The organism is Rhodococcus sp. NPDC055024, assembly GCF_053608585.1.
Map to the genome: position 1 here is coordinate 21,225 of NZ_JBSGVT010000009.1, position 13,877 is coordinate 35,101.

General features: G+C 62.2%; 13 protein-coding genes and 1 riboswitch. Of the genes, 10 read left to right on the forward strand and 3 right to left on the reverse strand.

What is annotated here, in order from left to right; all coding sequences use genetic code 11:
- Nucleotides 1–43 precede the first annotated feature (43 nt).
- From ACWF6P_RS19255 to ACWF6P_RS19285, 7 genes are all read left to right on the forward strand, one after another.
- Nucleotides 44–1,411, forward strand: coding sequence for a purine-cytosine permease family protein (locus ACWF6P_RS19255; protein WP_452622101.1), 1,368 nt, complete (start codon nucleotides 44–46; stop codon nucleotides 1,409–1,411).
- 29 nt (nucleotides 1,412–1,440) lie between these two features.
- The gene (locus ACWF6P_RS19260) at nucleotides 1,441–3,042 is read left to right on the forward strand and encodes a hydantoinase/oxoprolinase N-terminal domain-containing protein (RefSeq protein ID WP_452622102.1); all 1,602 of its coding nucleotides are present in this window, start codon (nucleotides 1,441–1,443) and stop codon (nucleotides 3,040–3,042) included.
- The gene (locus tag ACWF6P_RS19265; RefSeq protein ID WP_452622103.1) at nucleotides 3,039–4,178 is read left to right on the forward strand and encodes a DUF917 domain-containing protein; all 1,140 of its coding nucleotides are present in this window, start codon (nucleotides 3,039–3,041) and stop codon (nucleotides 4,176–4,178) included. The genes ACWF6P_RS19260 and ACWF6P_RS19265 overlap by 4 nt, the downstream gene beginning before the upstream one ends.
- Nucleotides 4,179–4,184: 6 nt before the next feature.
- Nucleotides 4,185–5,243: a DUF917 domain-containing protein gene (locus ACWF6P_RS19270; protein ID WP_452622104.1), complete on the forward strand. Its 1,059-nt coding sequence runs from the start codon at nucleotides 4,185–4,187 to the stop codon at nucleotides 5,241–5,243.
- Nucleotides 5,240–6,775: a PucR family transcriptional regulator gene (locus tag ACWF6P_RS19275; protein WP_452622105.1), complete on the forward strand. Its 1,536-nt coding sequence runs from the start codon at nucleotides 5,240–5,242 to the stop codon at nucleotides 6,773–6,775. The genes ACWF6P_RS19270 and ACWF6P_RS19275 overlap by 4 nt, the downstream gene beginning before the upstream one ends.
- A 60-nt stretch (nucleotides 6,776–6,835) precedes the next feature.
- Nucleotides 6,836–6,950: riboswitch (SAM riboswitch) on the forward strand.
- Nucleotides 6,951–7,003: 53 nt separating this feature from the next.
- On the forward strand, nucleotides 7,004–8,329 hold the full coding sequence (locus ACWF6P_RS19280; RefSeq protein ID WP_452622106.1) for an aminotransferase class V-fold PLP-dependent enzyme: 1,326 nt from the start codon (nucleotides 7,004–7,006) through the stop codon (nucleotides 8,327–8,329).
- 210 nt (nucleotides 8,330–8,539) lie between these two features.
- Complete coding sequence (locus tag ACWF6P_RS19285; protein ID WP_378534669.1) at nucleotides 8,540–9,154, forward strand: LLM class oxidoreductase; 615 nt, start codon at nucleotides 8,540–8,542, stop codon at nucleotides 9,152–9,154.
- On the opposite strand, the gene ACWF6P_RS19290 is transcribed toward ACWF6P_RS19285, so the two are convergent.
- Nucleotides 9,133–10,005 carry a PaaX family transcriptional regulator C-terminal domain-containing protein gene (locus tag ACWF6P_RS19290; protein WP_452622107.1) on the reverse strand — a complete coding sequence of 291 codons (873 nt, stop codon included), beginning with the start codon at nucleotides 10,003–10,005 and terminating at the stop codon, nucleotides 9,133–9,135. The two genes, ACWF6P_RS19285 and ACWF6P_RS19290, sit on opposite strands and share 22 nt — an antisense overlap.
- Before the next feature lie 149 nt (nucleotides 10,006–10,154).
- On the opposite strand from ACWF6P_RS19290, the gene ACWF6P_RS19295 reads away from it, so the two are divergent.
- Both ACWF6P_RS19295 and ACWF6P_RS19300 read left to right on the forward strand, forming a co-directional pair.
- The gene (locus tag ACWF6P_RS19295; RefSeq protein WP_452622108.1) at nucleotides 10,155–11,153 is read left to right on the forward strand and encodes an alpha/beta hydrolase family protein; all 999 of its coding nucleotides are present in this window, start codon (nucleotides 10,155–10,157) and stop codon (nucleotides 11,151–11,153) included.
- Nucleotides 11,146–12,357 (forward strand): saccharopine dehydrogenase family protein, encoded by a 1,212-nt coding sequence (locus tag ACWF6P_RS19300; protein WP_452622109.1) that lies wholly within the window; start codon nucleotides 11,146–11,148, stop codon nucleotides 12,355–12,357. Before ACWF6P_RS19295 ends, ACWF6P_RS19300 begins: the two co-directional genes overlap by 8 nt.
- On the opposite strand, the gene ACWF6P_RS19305 is transcribed toward ACWF6P_RS19300, so the two are convergent.
- The gene (locus tag ACWF6P_RS19305) at nucleotides 12,358–12,702 is read right to left on the reverse strand and encodes a hypothetical protein (RefSeq protein WP_452622110.1); all 345 of its coding nucleotides are present in this window, start codon (nucleotides 12,700–12,702) and stop codon (nucleotides 12,358–12,360) included.
- 93 nt (nucleotides 12,703–12,795) lie between these two features.
- Nucleotides 12,796–13,173 carry a hypothetical protein gene (locus ACWF6P_RS19310; RefSeq protein ID WP_452622111.1) on the reverse strand — a complete coding sequence of 126 codons (378 nt, stop codon included), beginning with the start codon at nucleotides 13,171–13,173 and terminating at the stop codon, nucleotides 12,796–12,798.
- Between the two features lie 63 nt (nucleotides 13,174–13,236).
- Here ACWF6P_RS19310 and ACWF6P_RS19315 point away from each other — a divergent pair, with 63 nt between their 5' ends.
- Complete coding sequence (locus tag ACWF6P_RS19315; RefSeq protein ID WP_378646094.1) at nucleotides 13,237–13,815, forward strand: CGNR zinc finger domain-containing protein; 579 nt, start codon at nucleotides 13,237–13,239, stop codon at nucleotides 13,813–13,815.
- The last annotated feature ends 62 nt before the right edge of the window (nucleotides 13,816–13,877 follow it).

Consider the following 13,877-nt stretch of genomic DNA (forward strand, 5'->3'; position numbering starts at 1 on the left):
CGTCTTCTCCGAGAACACTTCCCAACTATTCGAGGAGTCCGTCATGAACAAAACATCAACAACCGCCGCAGGCGGCGAGGTGTCCGACGGTGACGACTACGCGCTCACCCGCGTTCCCGGCGAAGCACGGTATTCGTGGTTCTCGGTGGCAGTACAGCGATTCGGTCAGGTATCGGCACTCGCACAGTTCTTGCTCGGTGCGACGCTCGGCTACGGTATGACGTTCTGGAATGCCTTCTGGGCATTGACAGTCGGGGCGGTGATTCTCGAGGTCGTCTGTATTTTCATCGGCATCATCGGGGTTCGTGAAGGGCTCAACACATCGGTGGTCGCACGCTGGTGTGGATTCGGGCATGCAGGTTCCGCGGTGATCGGTCTGGTGATCGGGGTCAGCCTGATCGGCTGGTTCGGCATTCAATCTGCTGTCTCTGCATCAGGTTTGCACGGAATCATGCCGTTTCTGCCGCAGTGGGCGTGGGCTTTGGCCTTCGGCCTCCTGATCACCGCGATAGTCCTTCGCGGGTTCGGATCCATGCAACTGATCGCCAACATCACCGTTCCGCTGTTCCTGATCCTGGTCGGTTGGGCCGTCATCTCCGAACTGCGCAATCACTCGCTGTCCGATCTGATGACATCTGCTCCAGCCGGGCCGGAACTCAGCTTCCTCGCCGGAACCACCATCGTCGCAGGCGGTTTCATTGCCGGAGCTGTGATCACACCCGACATGACGCGTTTCAACCGCACGGCGGGCGATGTCGTGAAGCAGACGCTCGTCGGAATCACGTTGGGTGAATACGTGATCGGGCTGACCGGTGTTCTTCTTGCCCACGCTGTTCGCAGTTCCGACATCGCCACGATCATTCTCTCATCGGTCGGTTGGGTCGGCGTTCTCATCATCGTTCTCGGCACCTTCAAGATCAACGACTGGAACCTCTACAGTTCCGGCCTCGGCATCGTGAATTTCATCGACGTCGTGTTCGGTCGACGGATCAACCGCGCTATTGTCACAGCGGTTGTGGGCGTTACCGGTTCGATCCTTGCCGCTGCCGGAATCCTGAACTCGTTCACCGACTTCCTGATCCTGTTGGGCGTCGGATTCCCGCCGATCGCCGGGATCATGGTGGCGGAATACTTCATCGTCAAGACTTGGCGCAAGGATCTGGAGGAGAGCCGCGCCGCCGGTACCCTTCCGAGTTCGGCGCCCACCTGGGTACCTGCCACGTTGGTGATCTGGATCGTCTCGGCGCTGATCGGCCACTACAGCACCTTCGGACTGCCGTCGATCAACGCGGTGGCCTCGGCATTCGTTCTCTACGTCGTCGCGGGTCGACTCGGCCTGATTCGCGGAGTCGGACGCACCGCAACCGAAGCGCCGCAGGAACCTTCGGGCTCGTCCGCTCTCACTCACTAGAGACCATAAACTGTAGACAGGAGTTCACGATGCGAATCGGAATCGACGTCGGTGGTACAAACACCGACGCGGTCCTGATGGACGGGACCACCGTCATCGGGCATGTCAAACACTCGACCAGCAAAGACATCACCGGCGGAATCGGCGGAGCTCTGACGGCGCTGCAGCAGCAGTACTCGTTCTCTCCCAATGCTGTTCAAGCTGTGATGATCGGGACGACGCACTTTCTCAATGCTCTCATCGAGCAGCGCGGGCTTGCTCCCACTGCGGCTCTGCGATTGGGGCTTCCGGCGACTGCGGCTCTGCCCCCGATGGTGGGGTGGCCACGAGACCTGGTCTCCGCCGTGCAGGGAAGGCATTACCTCGCTCACGGTGGGCACGAGTTCGACGGTCGTCGCATCTCGCCGGTGAATTCCGACGAGATCCGCCGCCACGCCGCCGACATGGCTCGTAGCGGTACACGTTCGGTCGCAATATCTTCGGTGTTCTCGCCAGTCAATCTCGAATGCGAAGCGGTTGCCGCGGAGATCGTGCGCGAGGAACTCGGACCGGACGTCGCAATTTCGCTCTCGCACGAGATCGGGCGAGTGGGTCTACTCCAGCGTGAGAACGCGACCATCATCAACGCAGCACTGCGCGAGCTTGCCGATCACATCGTCGACGGTCTTGCCCGTTCGTTGGTCGAGCACGGCATCGTCGCACCTCTCTATCTGAGTCAGAACGACGGCACCTTGATGGACATCGAGTACGCAAGACGTTATCCGGTGGCAACTTTCGCGTCAGGACCGACCAACTCCATGCGCGGCGCCGCTGTGCTTTCCGGTCTGGCGAGCTGTGCGGTGATCGACATCGGAGGTACCACCACGGACGTCGGCGTACTGACCAATGGCTTTCCGCGGGAAGCAACCACCGAGGTGACGGTCGCCGGAGTACGGACCAACTTCCGCATGCCGGATGTCTTCTCGATCGGTATCGGTGGTGGTTCGTTGGTGGATGCGGACGGGCTCACGGTGGGGCCGGAATCGGTGGGGTACGAATTGGGCTCACGAGCACTCGTCTTCGGCGGAGACACGTTGACCGCTACAGATATCGCGGTCGCTGCGGGTTTGGCCGACGTCGGCGACCACAGTGCGGTGGCACACCTCGACCGCGGGTTGGTGTCGACGGCTCTCGAACGGATCTCGAGGAGAGTCGCCGACGCCGTGGAGCAGATGCGGACCACGTCGGACCCGTTACCAGTGGTGGCGGTAGGCGGGGGATCGGTATTGCTGGAACGCGAACTTCCCGGCCTTGGCGCGGTGATTCGCCCTGAGCGTTTCGACGTTGCCAATGCCATCGGCGCCGCGATCGCGCAGGTCAGTGGTGAAGTCGACCGTGTCGAAGCGGTGCGAGACGGGCACCGGCAGGTCTTTGCCGACGACGCTCGCCAGGAGGCGATCGACCGGGCAGTCGCCGCAGGCGCACGGCCCGAGTCGGTGCAGATCGTGGAGTTCGACGAGGTCCCGATTCCGTATCTGCCGGGCAACGCAACACGTATTCGAGTGAAGGCAGTCGGGGATCTGGCACTGCACAGTGGCGACCTGGCGCTGCACAGTGGTCTGGTCTCCACCGGTCAGGAGGGCTCACGATGAGTTGGACACTACGCACGGCGGACCTCGACGACCTCGCCAGGGGCGCTGCCTTGTTGGGCACCGGCGGCGGGGGAGATCCGTTCGTCGGCAAGATGCTGGTCACGCAGGCGCTCGGTGAAGCCGGTGAAATCACTATTCTCGATCCGGAGGAACTCGACGACGACGCGTGGGTGATTCCCGTCGCTCAGATGGGTGCACCGACCGTTGTGGTCGAAAAGATGCCGCGCGGAACAGAACCCGAGCTGGCGCTGATCACGTTGGAGAAGCACACGGGGCGAACTGCAGATGCCACGATGCCGATGGAGTGCGGCGGGATCAATTCGATGATTCCGTTGCTGGTGGCCGCACGGCGCGGCCTGCCGGTTGTCGACGCCGACGGGATGGGACGAGCCTTTCCTCAGCTCGAGATGGAAACCTTCTCGGTGTACGGGATTTCGGCGAGTCCGCTCGCCATGGCGAACGAGCACGACGAGGTGGCGATCTTCGACACCGGCAGTGACAACAGCAGATTGGAAGGCCTCGCCCGCGGGGTGACGTCGAGGTTCGGTGGGATGGCGCACATCGCGCAGTACTCGATGACGGGTGCGGATGTGAAGCGCACGGCGATCCCACGGACTCTGTCGTTGGCCTTGACCATCGGCCGGTCCATCAGGCTTTCACGTGAGCAGCGGGTGGATCCGGTGCTGGCGCTGGTGGACAGTCTCGCCGACACGCTCTACGGATACGGGCGAGTTCTCTTTCACGGCAAAGTGATCGATGTCGACCGGCGAACCGATGAGGGGTTCGCTCGGGGATCAGTACGGATCGCCGGTGTCGGAGAAGACGAACTCGAGGTTCAATTCCAGAACGAAAATCTGATTGCCCTGCATTCCGGAGTACAGCATTCCGGAGTACAGCATTCCGGAGTGATGGTGGCGATCGTGCCTGACCTGATCTGCATCGTCGAGGCCGACACTGCCGAACCCATCACCACCGAGGGCTTGCGGTACGGGCAGCGCGTTGCGGTCATCGGGATCGCGACTCCACCCATCATGAGAACACCGGAGGCACTGGCGGTTTTCGGTCCGGCGAGTTTCGGAATCGATCGGCCGTTTCTGCCGGTGGAGACGCTCGAGCAACCCGTGCTGGCAGAATAGCGAGCCGTGAGCAGCCTGCACGCGGTCCGGGAGGCCGACCTCGACGCGATCGCCGCGGGGGCGGTGGTCCTGGGCTGCGGCGGGGGCGGCGATCCACGCTTGTTCGTGGAAATGCTGCGTCCACTGATGGCGTCTACTTCGGTGGAGGTCATCGCGCCGGACAAGTTGCCGGACGGGGCGCTGGTGATGCCGGTGGGAATAGTCGGATCAGCCCTGGCATTGGAGGAGCAACTGCCCTCCGGACATGAGTTTGCATCCACCGCAGCAGCTTTGACGCGGTGGACCGGGAACAGCCCGAGCGCCGTGATGACTTTCGAAGGCGGTGGACTCAACGCGCTTTCCGGCATTGCGGCGGCGTTGGCGCTGGGAGTTCCCGTGGTCGACGCGGACCTGCTCGGTCGAGCGATGCCGCGGCTCGATCATTTCTCCCTGGCTGCAGCCGGGTTGAAATTGTGTCCGGTCACCCTCGCCCAGCCAGGCGGCTTGATCACCGTCGTCGACGGAGTAGATGTGCTGGGCGCCGAGGTAGCAGTGCGCTCCTTGATCGGGCGGACCAGCGGTTGGGGCGCTCTGGCGATCGCGTCGATCGATGCGCGGACTGTGCAGGAGGCCTGTATTGCGGGAACTCTGTCCCGAGCGTACGCACTGGGTCAGCACATCGGAGCCCTCGGCAGTTGGCGGGAGATCGCCGATACCATCGGAGCTCGGATACTGGGGACGGGTCGAGTGCGCGCGGTGCGTCGTGGTCACCCGGACGCCGGCGATCGTCGGGGCAACGTGATTCTCGAACACGGTTCTGCGGTGATTCGAGTCGAATTCGAAAGTGAGTTCCTGACCGTCGCGCTGGACGGCGAGATGATCTCGACGTGCCCCGACATCGTGACACTGCTCGACGTCCGGACCGGCGCCTTCGTCTCGTGTGAATCCGTGCACCAGGGGCAGGACGTGGCCGTGTTGGTTCTGCCCTGCCCTCAGTGGTGGGCCGAAGATGTAAGCAGATTGAAAGTTGTCGGCCCGCGTGCATTCGGGATCGACCACGACGCAGTGCTGATGGAGGCGCGATGAGCGCGAGTGTTTCGGCGTTGCTGAACAACCCGATTTTTGTCGGGTTGTATCGACTTGCCGGCAACGGTGATCCCGTCGTCACGACAGTGGGAGCACTCACCGGGGAATCGACACAATCGGCCGAGGCCGTGTCGGGTGCGGCGAGTTCAGGATCAGTTCTGGTGATTCTCGATCGAATCGACATCGGAGAGTGGAGATTCGATGCTCTCCTTCGAAGAACGGCGGCGACCGGATGCCAGGTGGTCGCTGTGCACAGCACTGCGGCAGAGGATGCCAGTCTCACGTTGCTCGCCGATCGGCTCGGACTGGTGGTGCTCGGAGTATCCGACCCGTGGCAGTTCAGCGTGGATCTTCGTGATCTTCTGTCGAATTCGCGGGCGGTGATGGGCGACGCGGTACTGCGGGCGACACACGCGGGCCAGCGGGCCGGTGGAAGCGTCGAGAATCTTCTGTCGGTGTTACTGAACACCTTTCAGCGTTCGTTCATTCTCCTGGACTCGTCCGGACGTCCGCTGACCGGTGCTGACCTGTTGTCGGACGACGATCGAGCGGCCGCAGGTACGTTGTCGGGCCGCGGGGCGCCCACCACTGTCGAATTGGACTCCGGCGGGGTTCTGATCGCGTGCCCGGTGATGTCCGGCGCAGCCCGAGAGCCCTGGCTGGCGGTGCTGCTCCCGGTGCGTCAGAGCGTCGAAGAGGCTTCTCTCTCAGTCGTTCTCGATGTGGCCTCGTTGGCTGTCGGTCACCGGCTGGCCGTTGCGCGCATGGTCGACGAGCGTGAAGCGCGTCGGCGTAGCGCGTTGCTGGGTGAACTCGTCGACACGTCCGCAGACGCCACACCCGGACTGCTCAGGCGCGCACTCGACGCCGGTTGGGCGCTGGACGGCTGGCACATCGGCATCAAAGTCCTGGCCATCGGCGAGGTCGACCTGGTGGCCAGGCGCACTGAGGTTGCAGACGCCCTCGCAGCGGAGGGAATCGACGCCAACGTTGTGGAACAGGCTGACGGCTGGGCAGCGTGGACGACTCTGCCGGGTGAGCCGCGACCGGAGGCGATCACCAGGATCGCCGAACGTATTCGCGCAGCTCAAGCGCGGTTGGAGCCCACAATGGAGACGTGGGTGGGAGTGGGACGCGCGCACGATGGCCCTGCCGGTATCGGAGCGTCTCTGTCGGAGGCGGGGGATGCCGCTCGTCTCGCCGGTTCCCGGTCGCACACCGGCCGGTTCCTGCACGTGGACCGCCTCGGGCTGGCGCAGTTGCTGCTGGCGTGGACGCGAACCGACACGTTTCAGCCCGCCGCCGCGGCACTGCTCGCGCCGCTACGAGATTCGAGTGGAGAGTTGCTCGAGACTCTCTCGACGTACCTCGACGAAGAATCGTCTCTGGCTCACACCGCAACTCGAATGGGCTTGCACCGCAACACCGTATCGAGTCGGATCGATCGAATTCAGCGCCTTCTCTCGGTGGATCTGGCCGATCCGGAAACCAGGCTTGCACTCCACCTCGCCTGCCGGACGATTACGCCGTGACGACGGGCTTCGCAGCTTCGTCTTGACAAGCACGGGACGTTCCTGCCATCCTCGTTGCCAGGTCACGAGTACCAGTGTTCAGCCCCGGCTTGCTGGTCGGCAACCCTCCTCCGCGGTGGGGTGCTCCGGGTGACGACCCGGCTGCGTTCGAAAACGAATGCGGCAAGCGCGGACTCTTCCGGGGCCATCTCCCGACGAACGAGTCCTTGAACGTGAGGATTGTCTTCGATGACTGCTGTATTGAGTGCCGACACCTGCTGCACCGCTCCGATCGCCAAGGTTTCGGGTGCTGACCTGCAGGTTCCGCTGGTTCAGGGCGGCGAATGCTCCTACGCCAACTTCGACTACGCCGCGAGTGCGCCGGCATTGGCCCAGGTCACCGACCGTATCGCCGAGTTGTTGCCCACGTACGCCAGCGTCCACCGCGGTGCCGGCTACGCCTCCCGGATCTCCACCCTCACCTACGAGAACGCTCGTGAATCCGTTGCTCGTTTCGTGAACTGTGCCGACGATCAGGTCGTCGTCTTCACCCGAAACACCACTGATTCGCTGAACCTGCTGGCTCAGTGCGTCCCCGGCAGCACCGTTGTCCTCGACGTCGAGCATCACGCAAACCTGTTGCCGTGGAACGACGCTCGTATCGTCACCGCCGCAGACACCATCGAAGAGACCATCGAGCGCCTGATCGGTGAACTGTGCACCAAGCCTGCCGCACTGCTCGCAATCACCGGCGCCTCCAACGTGACCGGCGAGATCCTGCCGATTGCACGCTTGGCTGACATCGCTCACCGTTGCGGCGCACGTATCCTCGTCGACGCTGCTCAGCTGGCTCCCCACCGCCGCATCGACCTGCAGGAATGCGGCGTCGACTACGTGGCGTTCTCGGGCCACAAGCTGTACGCACCCTTCGGCGCCGGCGTTCTGGTCGGACGCCGTGACTGGCTCGACGAGGCTCAGCCGTACCTCGCCGGCGGCGGCGCCGTCCGTGAGGTGACCATCGAGTCCACCGAATGGGCTTGTGCGCCCGCACGCCACGAGGCAGGTTCGCCCAACGTTCTCGGCGCCGCAGCTATCGCGACCGCCTGCGAAACCCTGCAAGCCCTGGACTTCGACGTCATCGCCGAACATGAGAAGGCACTCACCGCCCAGCTCACCGACGGCTTGTCCGCCATCGAGGGAGTCTCGCTGGTACGACTGTGGAACGACGCACCCGACGCCGTCGGAATCGTGACTTTCACCGTCGACGGATTCGAAGCGGGCGAGATCGCCGCATTCCTGTCTGCCGAACACGGCATCGGAGTTCGCGACGGACGCTTTTGCGCACACCCGGTGCTCGCACGCCTCGGCCTCTCCGGCGGCGCGGTTCGTGCCAGCCTTGGCCTCGGTAGCAGCTCGGACGATGTGACGCGGTTGGTCGACGCCGTGAACATCCTGGTTTCGAATCAGCGTGATTGGAACTACGCGAAGACGGCCGGTGCGTGGAACCCCGTGCCCGAGACCCGCCCCTTCCTCGGAGCTGCAGACGACAATGCCGGCGCAGCCGAGTGCGTCTGAGCTGAGCTCGGTCCCCGAAAACTCGAACGGACAACTAGCATGGCAGCCATGGCACCAGCGGACTTTCCCGCCACTCCTTCGAGAGTGAGTATCACTCTCGGTCAGTGGTGCCGTCGCCATGTCGATCTGTGCCGCACCTCGTCAGGAATGTGTTCGAGCTGACGATTCGTCTCGCTCATCCCACACTTTTCTGATTTTCGGAGGTCTCACATGTCTTCACTCGCTTCGCATTCTCTGCACGTAGCGGTCGAGTTGACCGGATCCGGTCACCATCCGGCCGCTGAGGGCGCACCCGGCAACCTGCCCATCATCGGCGGCGACTACTGGGTGGACCTCACCGAGGGCGAAAAGGCTCTCGATTTAGCTTCATTCCCTACCAATGTGGTTCGGATTCGCGCTGCGGATCTGCGTGAGGCACAGCTCGAACGTGCACGGATACGCGCTGCCGTCGCCGAAGAAGGCCGCGATCCCGACGGCGTCGCAGTACTGGTCGATCTCGAGATTCTGATCGCGCCGGAGGCTCGCTCCGCTCGCAAAGAGCTTGCACAGTTGGACAGCGCTTTGACTGCGCCGCGGGTTCCCGTTTCGCTTCACTACGTCGGAACGCCTTCCGGTCTCGGCAGTTTGATCGCCGATATCCGAGCTGCCGATGTCGCCGACGGCGTTACGTTGTTGCCTCTCGCATTACCCCGCACTCTCGAGCACCTGGTGGACAGCACCATTCCGTGGCTTCAGGATCGGGGACTTGTCACACCGTCCACCGCAGTCGACGAAGTGCTCAGCCGTTTCGGGCTGCCGCCCCGTCAGCGCACTCTCGCGTCCTGATCCTCACCGATTGCATCTGCGTACAGGTGGAACAGCGACGGTAATTCGTCTGCGCCGTCCACCTGTGCCAGAAGCGCCCAGCACTGCGCAGTGATCGACCGCGCCCGTGTGCCGATCCAGTTGGTGGGCAGCAGTTCCGGTGGCAGTAGCGGATCCGGTTCCATGGCTCGCGTGAACTCCGCCGCGAGCTCGATGGTCATCGTGACGGCATCGGTGCCCGAAGTGTTCTGCAGTTTGTGCAGGCGTGCGGTCGCTACGTCGAGCAGCCGTTCATATCCGTCAGCGATCTCGCCCAACGGCCACAACTGCGCGGCAATCTTCACGGGGTCTTCGAGCATGCCCACTTTCAGATCTCGAGTGGTGAGAGAAGACAGGTGCTGTTCGACGTCGAGTTCGGCGGCCGCATCGAGAACGTACGCTTCCCAGGCGTGCGGCGAGACGTACAGACCGCCCTGGACGAGCGCGCCGCCGAGGTAAACGACCCTGGTGCGCAGCGCATCTCGTGCTTTCCGTGACGACTCCGGAATTGCGAATCCGACCAGATGCCAGTATCCGTCCCACGGTGTCGCAGTGTTGCGATCTTGTTGATAGGCCAGCCGAACGAAATCGACGTCGGGTTCCATCTCGCGCACGGCTTTCGGTGTTGCTCGTAGCGTGGACTGCCGCCCGCGACCTTCCTGAGTGAACTTTCCCTCGGTGACCAACCGTTTGATGCACAGCCGAACCTGTTGATCTGTTTTGCCGAGGGCGTCGGCGGTGGCATAGAGGGTGCGCCCGTCAACAGTTCCGTCTGTGCGCAGTAATCCCTCGATCAAAATCCTCGTGGGTACATCGACGTCTCTGTCGGTCATCGCCCTGCCCTTTCCTCGCGTCTCGACATCTTCGCCTACAACTGTACTATCGAAGTCAAAACGATCGTTTCCAATTCGTACGTTAGGGCGGGAAGATGGCAGTGCAATCGGTGAGTGAGAGGAAGGGGAACCCTCGTTTACGCAGGTGGATGGTTACTTCCCTGGCGGTGGTGGTTGTTCTGATTGTTGGACTTGTGGGCTGGACGCTGTATCAGAACACCTATGACATCCGTGAGGAAAAAGTGACGATCACCGGAGGATCGGTGCCACTGCAGGGAGTCCTTGCACTGCCTGAACACGGTGACGGCCCCTTCGGGCTCGTGGTTTTCGTCCACGGAGACGGACCGATCGATGCAACACACGACACCTTCTATCGGCCGCTCTGGGAGGCATTCGCAAAGGCGGGGTACGCGTCACTCTCCTGGGACAAGCCGGGGGTGAACGGGGCGCCGGGCAATTGGCTCGATCAGAGCATGGACGATCGGGCGGCGGAAACGGAAGCGACAATCGAGTGGGCGCGGGGGCGTTCGGATATCGATTCGTCTCGGATCGGTCTGTGGGGTGCCAGCCAGGCAGGGTGGGTGCTGCCCAAGGTGGTAAACCTCGACCCGGACGTTGCGTTCGTCATTGCCGTGGGTCCGGCGATCAACTGGCTCCAACAAGGTGAATTCAATACCCTTGCAGAGCTTTCCGAGAGAAATGCGTCGGCCGACGAGTTCGAGAAAGCGCGGGTCGACCGTTCGAAGAACTTGGATCAGTTGGCACGCGATGCATCGTTCGGCGATCTCGTGGCCTCCGGCGAGGCTGACGGTCTCACCGAAGACCGGTGGAACTTCATCCGAAAGAACTACCTCTCGGATGCGCGAGCCGATCTCGAAACCGTGAAGGTTCCGGTGCTCTTGATTGTCGGCGGACAAGACGTCAACGTCGACGTGGCAGACACCGAAAGGGTGTATCGCGAATTGCTCGACGCTCCAGGGCAATTGGTGGTCAAGAAGTACCCCGACGCTACGCATTCGATCGTGGACAAGGATCTCGAAGACTCGGAAGTGAGGTCCGCTCTAGTGGCCGTCCTTGCTCCCCGTTCGATCTTCACCCCCGGGTATCTAGCAGAACAGACTGCATTCTTGGAGGGAATTCATGGCTGACGGAATCACAGTCGTTGCTCTGGGCGGTGCCGGCGCCATGGGATCGGCCGCAGTTCGTGTGGCTACCACCTTGCCGGGGATCGGCAAGGTGGTAGTCGCTGATCGTGATATCGATGCTGCGAAGCGACTTTCAGTGGATCTGGCTCGAGCATCTGCGGATGTAGAGGCTAGGAGTATCGACGTCACGGACAGTCGCTCGCTACGTGAATTGCTGGACGACGCAGACGTCGTCATCAATACGGTCGGCCCGTTCTTCCGTTTCGGCGTCGGTATTCTCCAGGTAGCGATCGAGACCGGGACTCACTATCTCGACATCTGCGACGACTGGGAGCCGGCCGTCGACATGCTGGAATTGGACGGTGCTGCCAGGGAAGCCGGAATCTGTGCGGTAGTCGGCATGGGCGCAAGTCCCGGGATGAGCAACCTCCTGGCCGCGATGGCAGTCTCGCGATTGGGCGTGGTCGACGATCTGTACACAGCCTGGCCGGTTGATGTCGACGGCGAGGACGAGTCGGTGGATGCCGTCAGTGCCGCTGCCGTTCACTGGATGCAGCAGATCAGCGGCAAGGTTCCGGTGGTTCGTGCGGGTCGAATCGTCTACGAAGAACCGTTACGTTCCATCGCACTGCAACTGCCCGGCGGACGCCGCGGAAACGCCTACGTGGTCGGGCATCCTGAGCCGGTGATGTTTCATCGGACCTTCAGTCCCTCAGGCCATTCGGCTGATCTCATGGTGATCACACCGGAAACTGTTGCGTTTCTCGACGTCCTCCGTGCGGATATCGACAGGGGGATAATCGATCTCGACGCGGCCGCTGAAGAATTGGGCAAGCCCTCGCTCCGGCGGATGATCCGCGCTGCACCTCGAATGCTCACGCGTGCCGACCACGGATCCCTGCCGTTGTTCTTCGCCTCGGCGACAGGAACGTTCGACGGAAGAGCGATGCGCGTCGTGGCCCGGATTGCAGACGATTCACCGGTGTCGGAGTTGCTGTCGGACATGGCCCGTGCGACTGGAATCCCTTTGGCTCTGGGCCTTGCTCAGGTCGTATCCCGGCTGGCCGACGGAACGATTTCGGATCGGGTCGGTGTGCACTCACCGGAGAGTGTCATCGATCCGGAAGTTCTGTTCACAGCGCTGGCGCGATTGTTCGATCGAACCGATTGGAGGGAGATCGTTACCGTCGAATCCGAGTTCCGCTAGTCAGTTCGCGGCGTGCGATCCGATGCGACTGCGGATTTCGGCGTCGACTCGGTCTGCGTCTTTGGGGCTGAACGAGGGTGCTCCACGGCCGGTGAGGGTGAGTACCACCGCAGTCTCCTTCCGCGGACGTGAAAGATCCAGGCTGTACCACGAGCTGAAATCTGTTGTTCCCCAGATTCGTAGGCGTCCGCTCAGCCACGACATGACTCCGAGGTCGACGGATTCGATCTGCGAGTACGGGACGAACTTGCTGACAAACGGGAAGTAGTAGTGGTGGATCGTGACGCCCTGATTGTCGATCCGGACGGTTCGGTCCTCGTAGATTGTCGATGCTCCTGCACTCACAGTGATAACCCGGTTCCTGCTGGTCGATGCTCTCGGCGGCTGCCTGAAAACCAACCATACAGTCTTTATTGGGGCAGGCTGCGAGCGCGGGCGTCAAGTGCTGGTGGGCCTTGAGACGACGAGATCGCTCACCGCGATCTGGGCATTGCCGATTGCCGTCTGAACTGGTTCACAACTGCTCGATGCTCGGGCGAGCGCAAGAACTGCGGTGAGCAGGGCAGCGTCGGGTTGTCCTTCGAACGGTCCGCCCTCGACATCGAACTTTCCGGCCCGCAACTGCTTTCGGGCGTTGATTCCCAGTTGTGAAATGACCTCGTCCATGGCGGTCAGACACTGGGCGAGCGCGCCGATGGACCAGTAGAGATCGGCGGCGACGACAGGTGTCTGCGTTGCCACGGCGCCGGCGCGGCGCAATCGGTGGTGGGTGTCTCGGAGTATCTCGGGCAGTCCGTGGTCTGCGCAGTGTTCCATCCCGCCGCCTCCGTAAGGTGTAAAGTTAGGTTATTCAATTACGGTAAGGCAGGGAGGTAAGGGATGCAAGTAGTTTTAGACGATTACGTATCCGGTGCGTCGTTTGCGACGGACCTGGTCAACACCTCACCCCGAGTGTGGGTGGAGGCCGGTGACGCGTTGCCAGACGCCCAGACGCTTCACGATCTACTGGATGAACACGGACTCTCGCCGGACGCGCTCCGCAACGGGCATCGGCTTACCAGCGGTGAACTTGCCGACGTCAAGGAACTCAGAGAGGGGATTCGTTCGATTCTCGATGCTCCGACTTCTGATGAGCTCGTTGATCGCACTCATCGACTCCTGCAGACCGTCCCACATCATGTTCGACTCACGCCGGATTCCCAGAACGACTACCGGTGGAATGCAGTACCGGACAGCAAAATCGATCTCGCGGGTGAACTCATGTTGTTGATCGGTTACTCGCTACTGGGGACCCTGCGCACATTGGGGTACGAACGATTCCGCCCATGTGCATCGCCGACATGCAACGGGGTGTTTGTCGATACAAGCCGGGGAGGGCGACGCCGCTACTGCATGCCGGCGTTGTGCGGCAACCGAATCAACGTCGCGAATCACCGTCAACGGCAGCGTGATACATAGTCGCTGTGCTTGCCCGGTCGATAGTGACAATCGAACAGAGTACGGCCGAGTGTATGGGTCAC

Coding starts and splice junctions, on each gene's coding strand:
- ACWF6P_RS19255 (WP_452622101.1), top strand. CDS start 44: ATGAACAAAACATCAACAACCGCCGCAGGCGGCGAGGTGTCCGACGGT.
- ACWF6P_RS19260 (WP_452622102.1), top strand. CDS start 1,441: ATGCGAATCGGAATCGACGTCGGTGGTACAAACACCGACGCGGTCCTG.
- ACWF6P_RS19265 (WP_452622103.1), top strand. CDS start 3,039: ATGAGTTGGACACTACGCACGGCGGACCTCGACGACCTCGCCAGGGGC.
- ACWF6P_RS19275 (WP_452622105.1), top strand. CDS start 5,240: ATGAGCGCGAGTGTTTCGGCGTTGCTGAACAACCCGATTTTTGTCGGG.
- ACWF6P_RS19280 (WP_452622106.1), top strand. CDS start 7,004: ATGACTGCTGTATTGAGTGCCGACACCTGCTGCACCGCTCCGATCGCC.
- ACWF6P_RS19285 (WP_378534669.1), top strand. CDS start 8,540: ATGTCTTCACTCGCTTCGCATTCTCTGCACGTAGCGGTCGAGTTGACC.
- ACWF6P_RS19290 (WP_452622107.1), bottom strand. CDS start 10,005: ATGACCGACAGAGACGTCGATGTACCCACGAGGATTTTGATCGAGGGA.
- ACWF6P_RS19295 (WP_452622108.1), top strand. CDS start 10,155: ATGGTTACTTCCCTGGCGGTGGTGGTTGTTCTGATTGTTGGACTTGTG.
- ACWF6P_RS19300 (WP_452622109.1), top strand. CDS start 11,146: ATGGCTGACGGAATCACAGTCGTTGCTCTGGGCGGTGCCGGCGCCATG.
- ACWF6P_RS19310 (WP_452622111.1), bottom strand. CDS start 13,173: ATGGAACACTGCGCAGACCACGGACTGCCCGAGATACTCCGAGACACC.
- ACWF6P_RS19315 (WP_378646094.1), top strand. CDS start 13,237: ATGCAAGTAGTTTTAGACGATTACGTATCCGGTGCGTCGTTTGCGACG.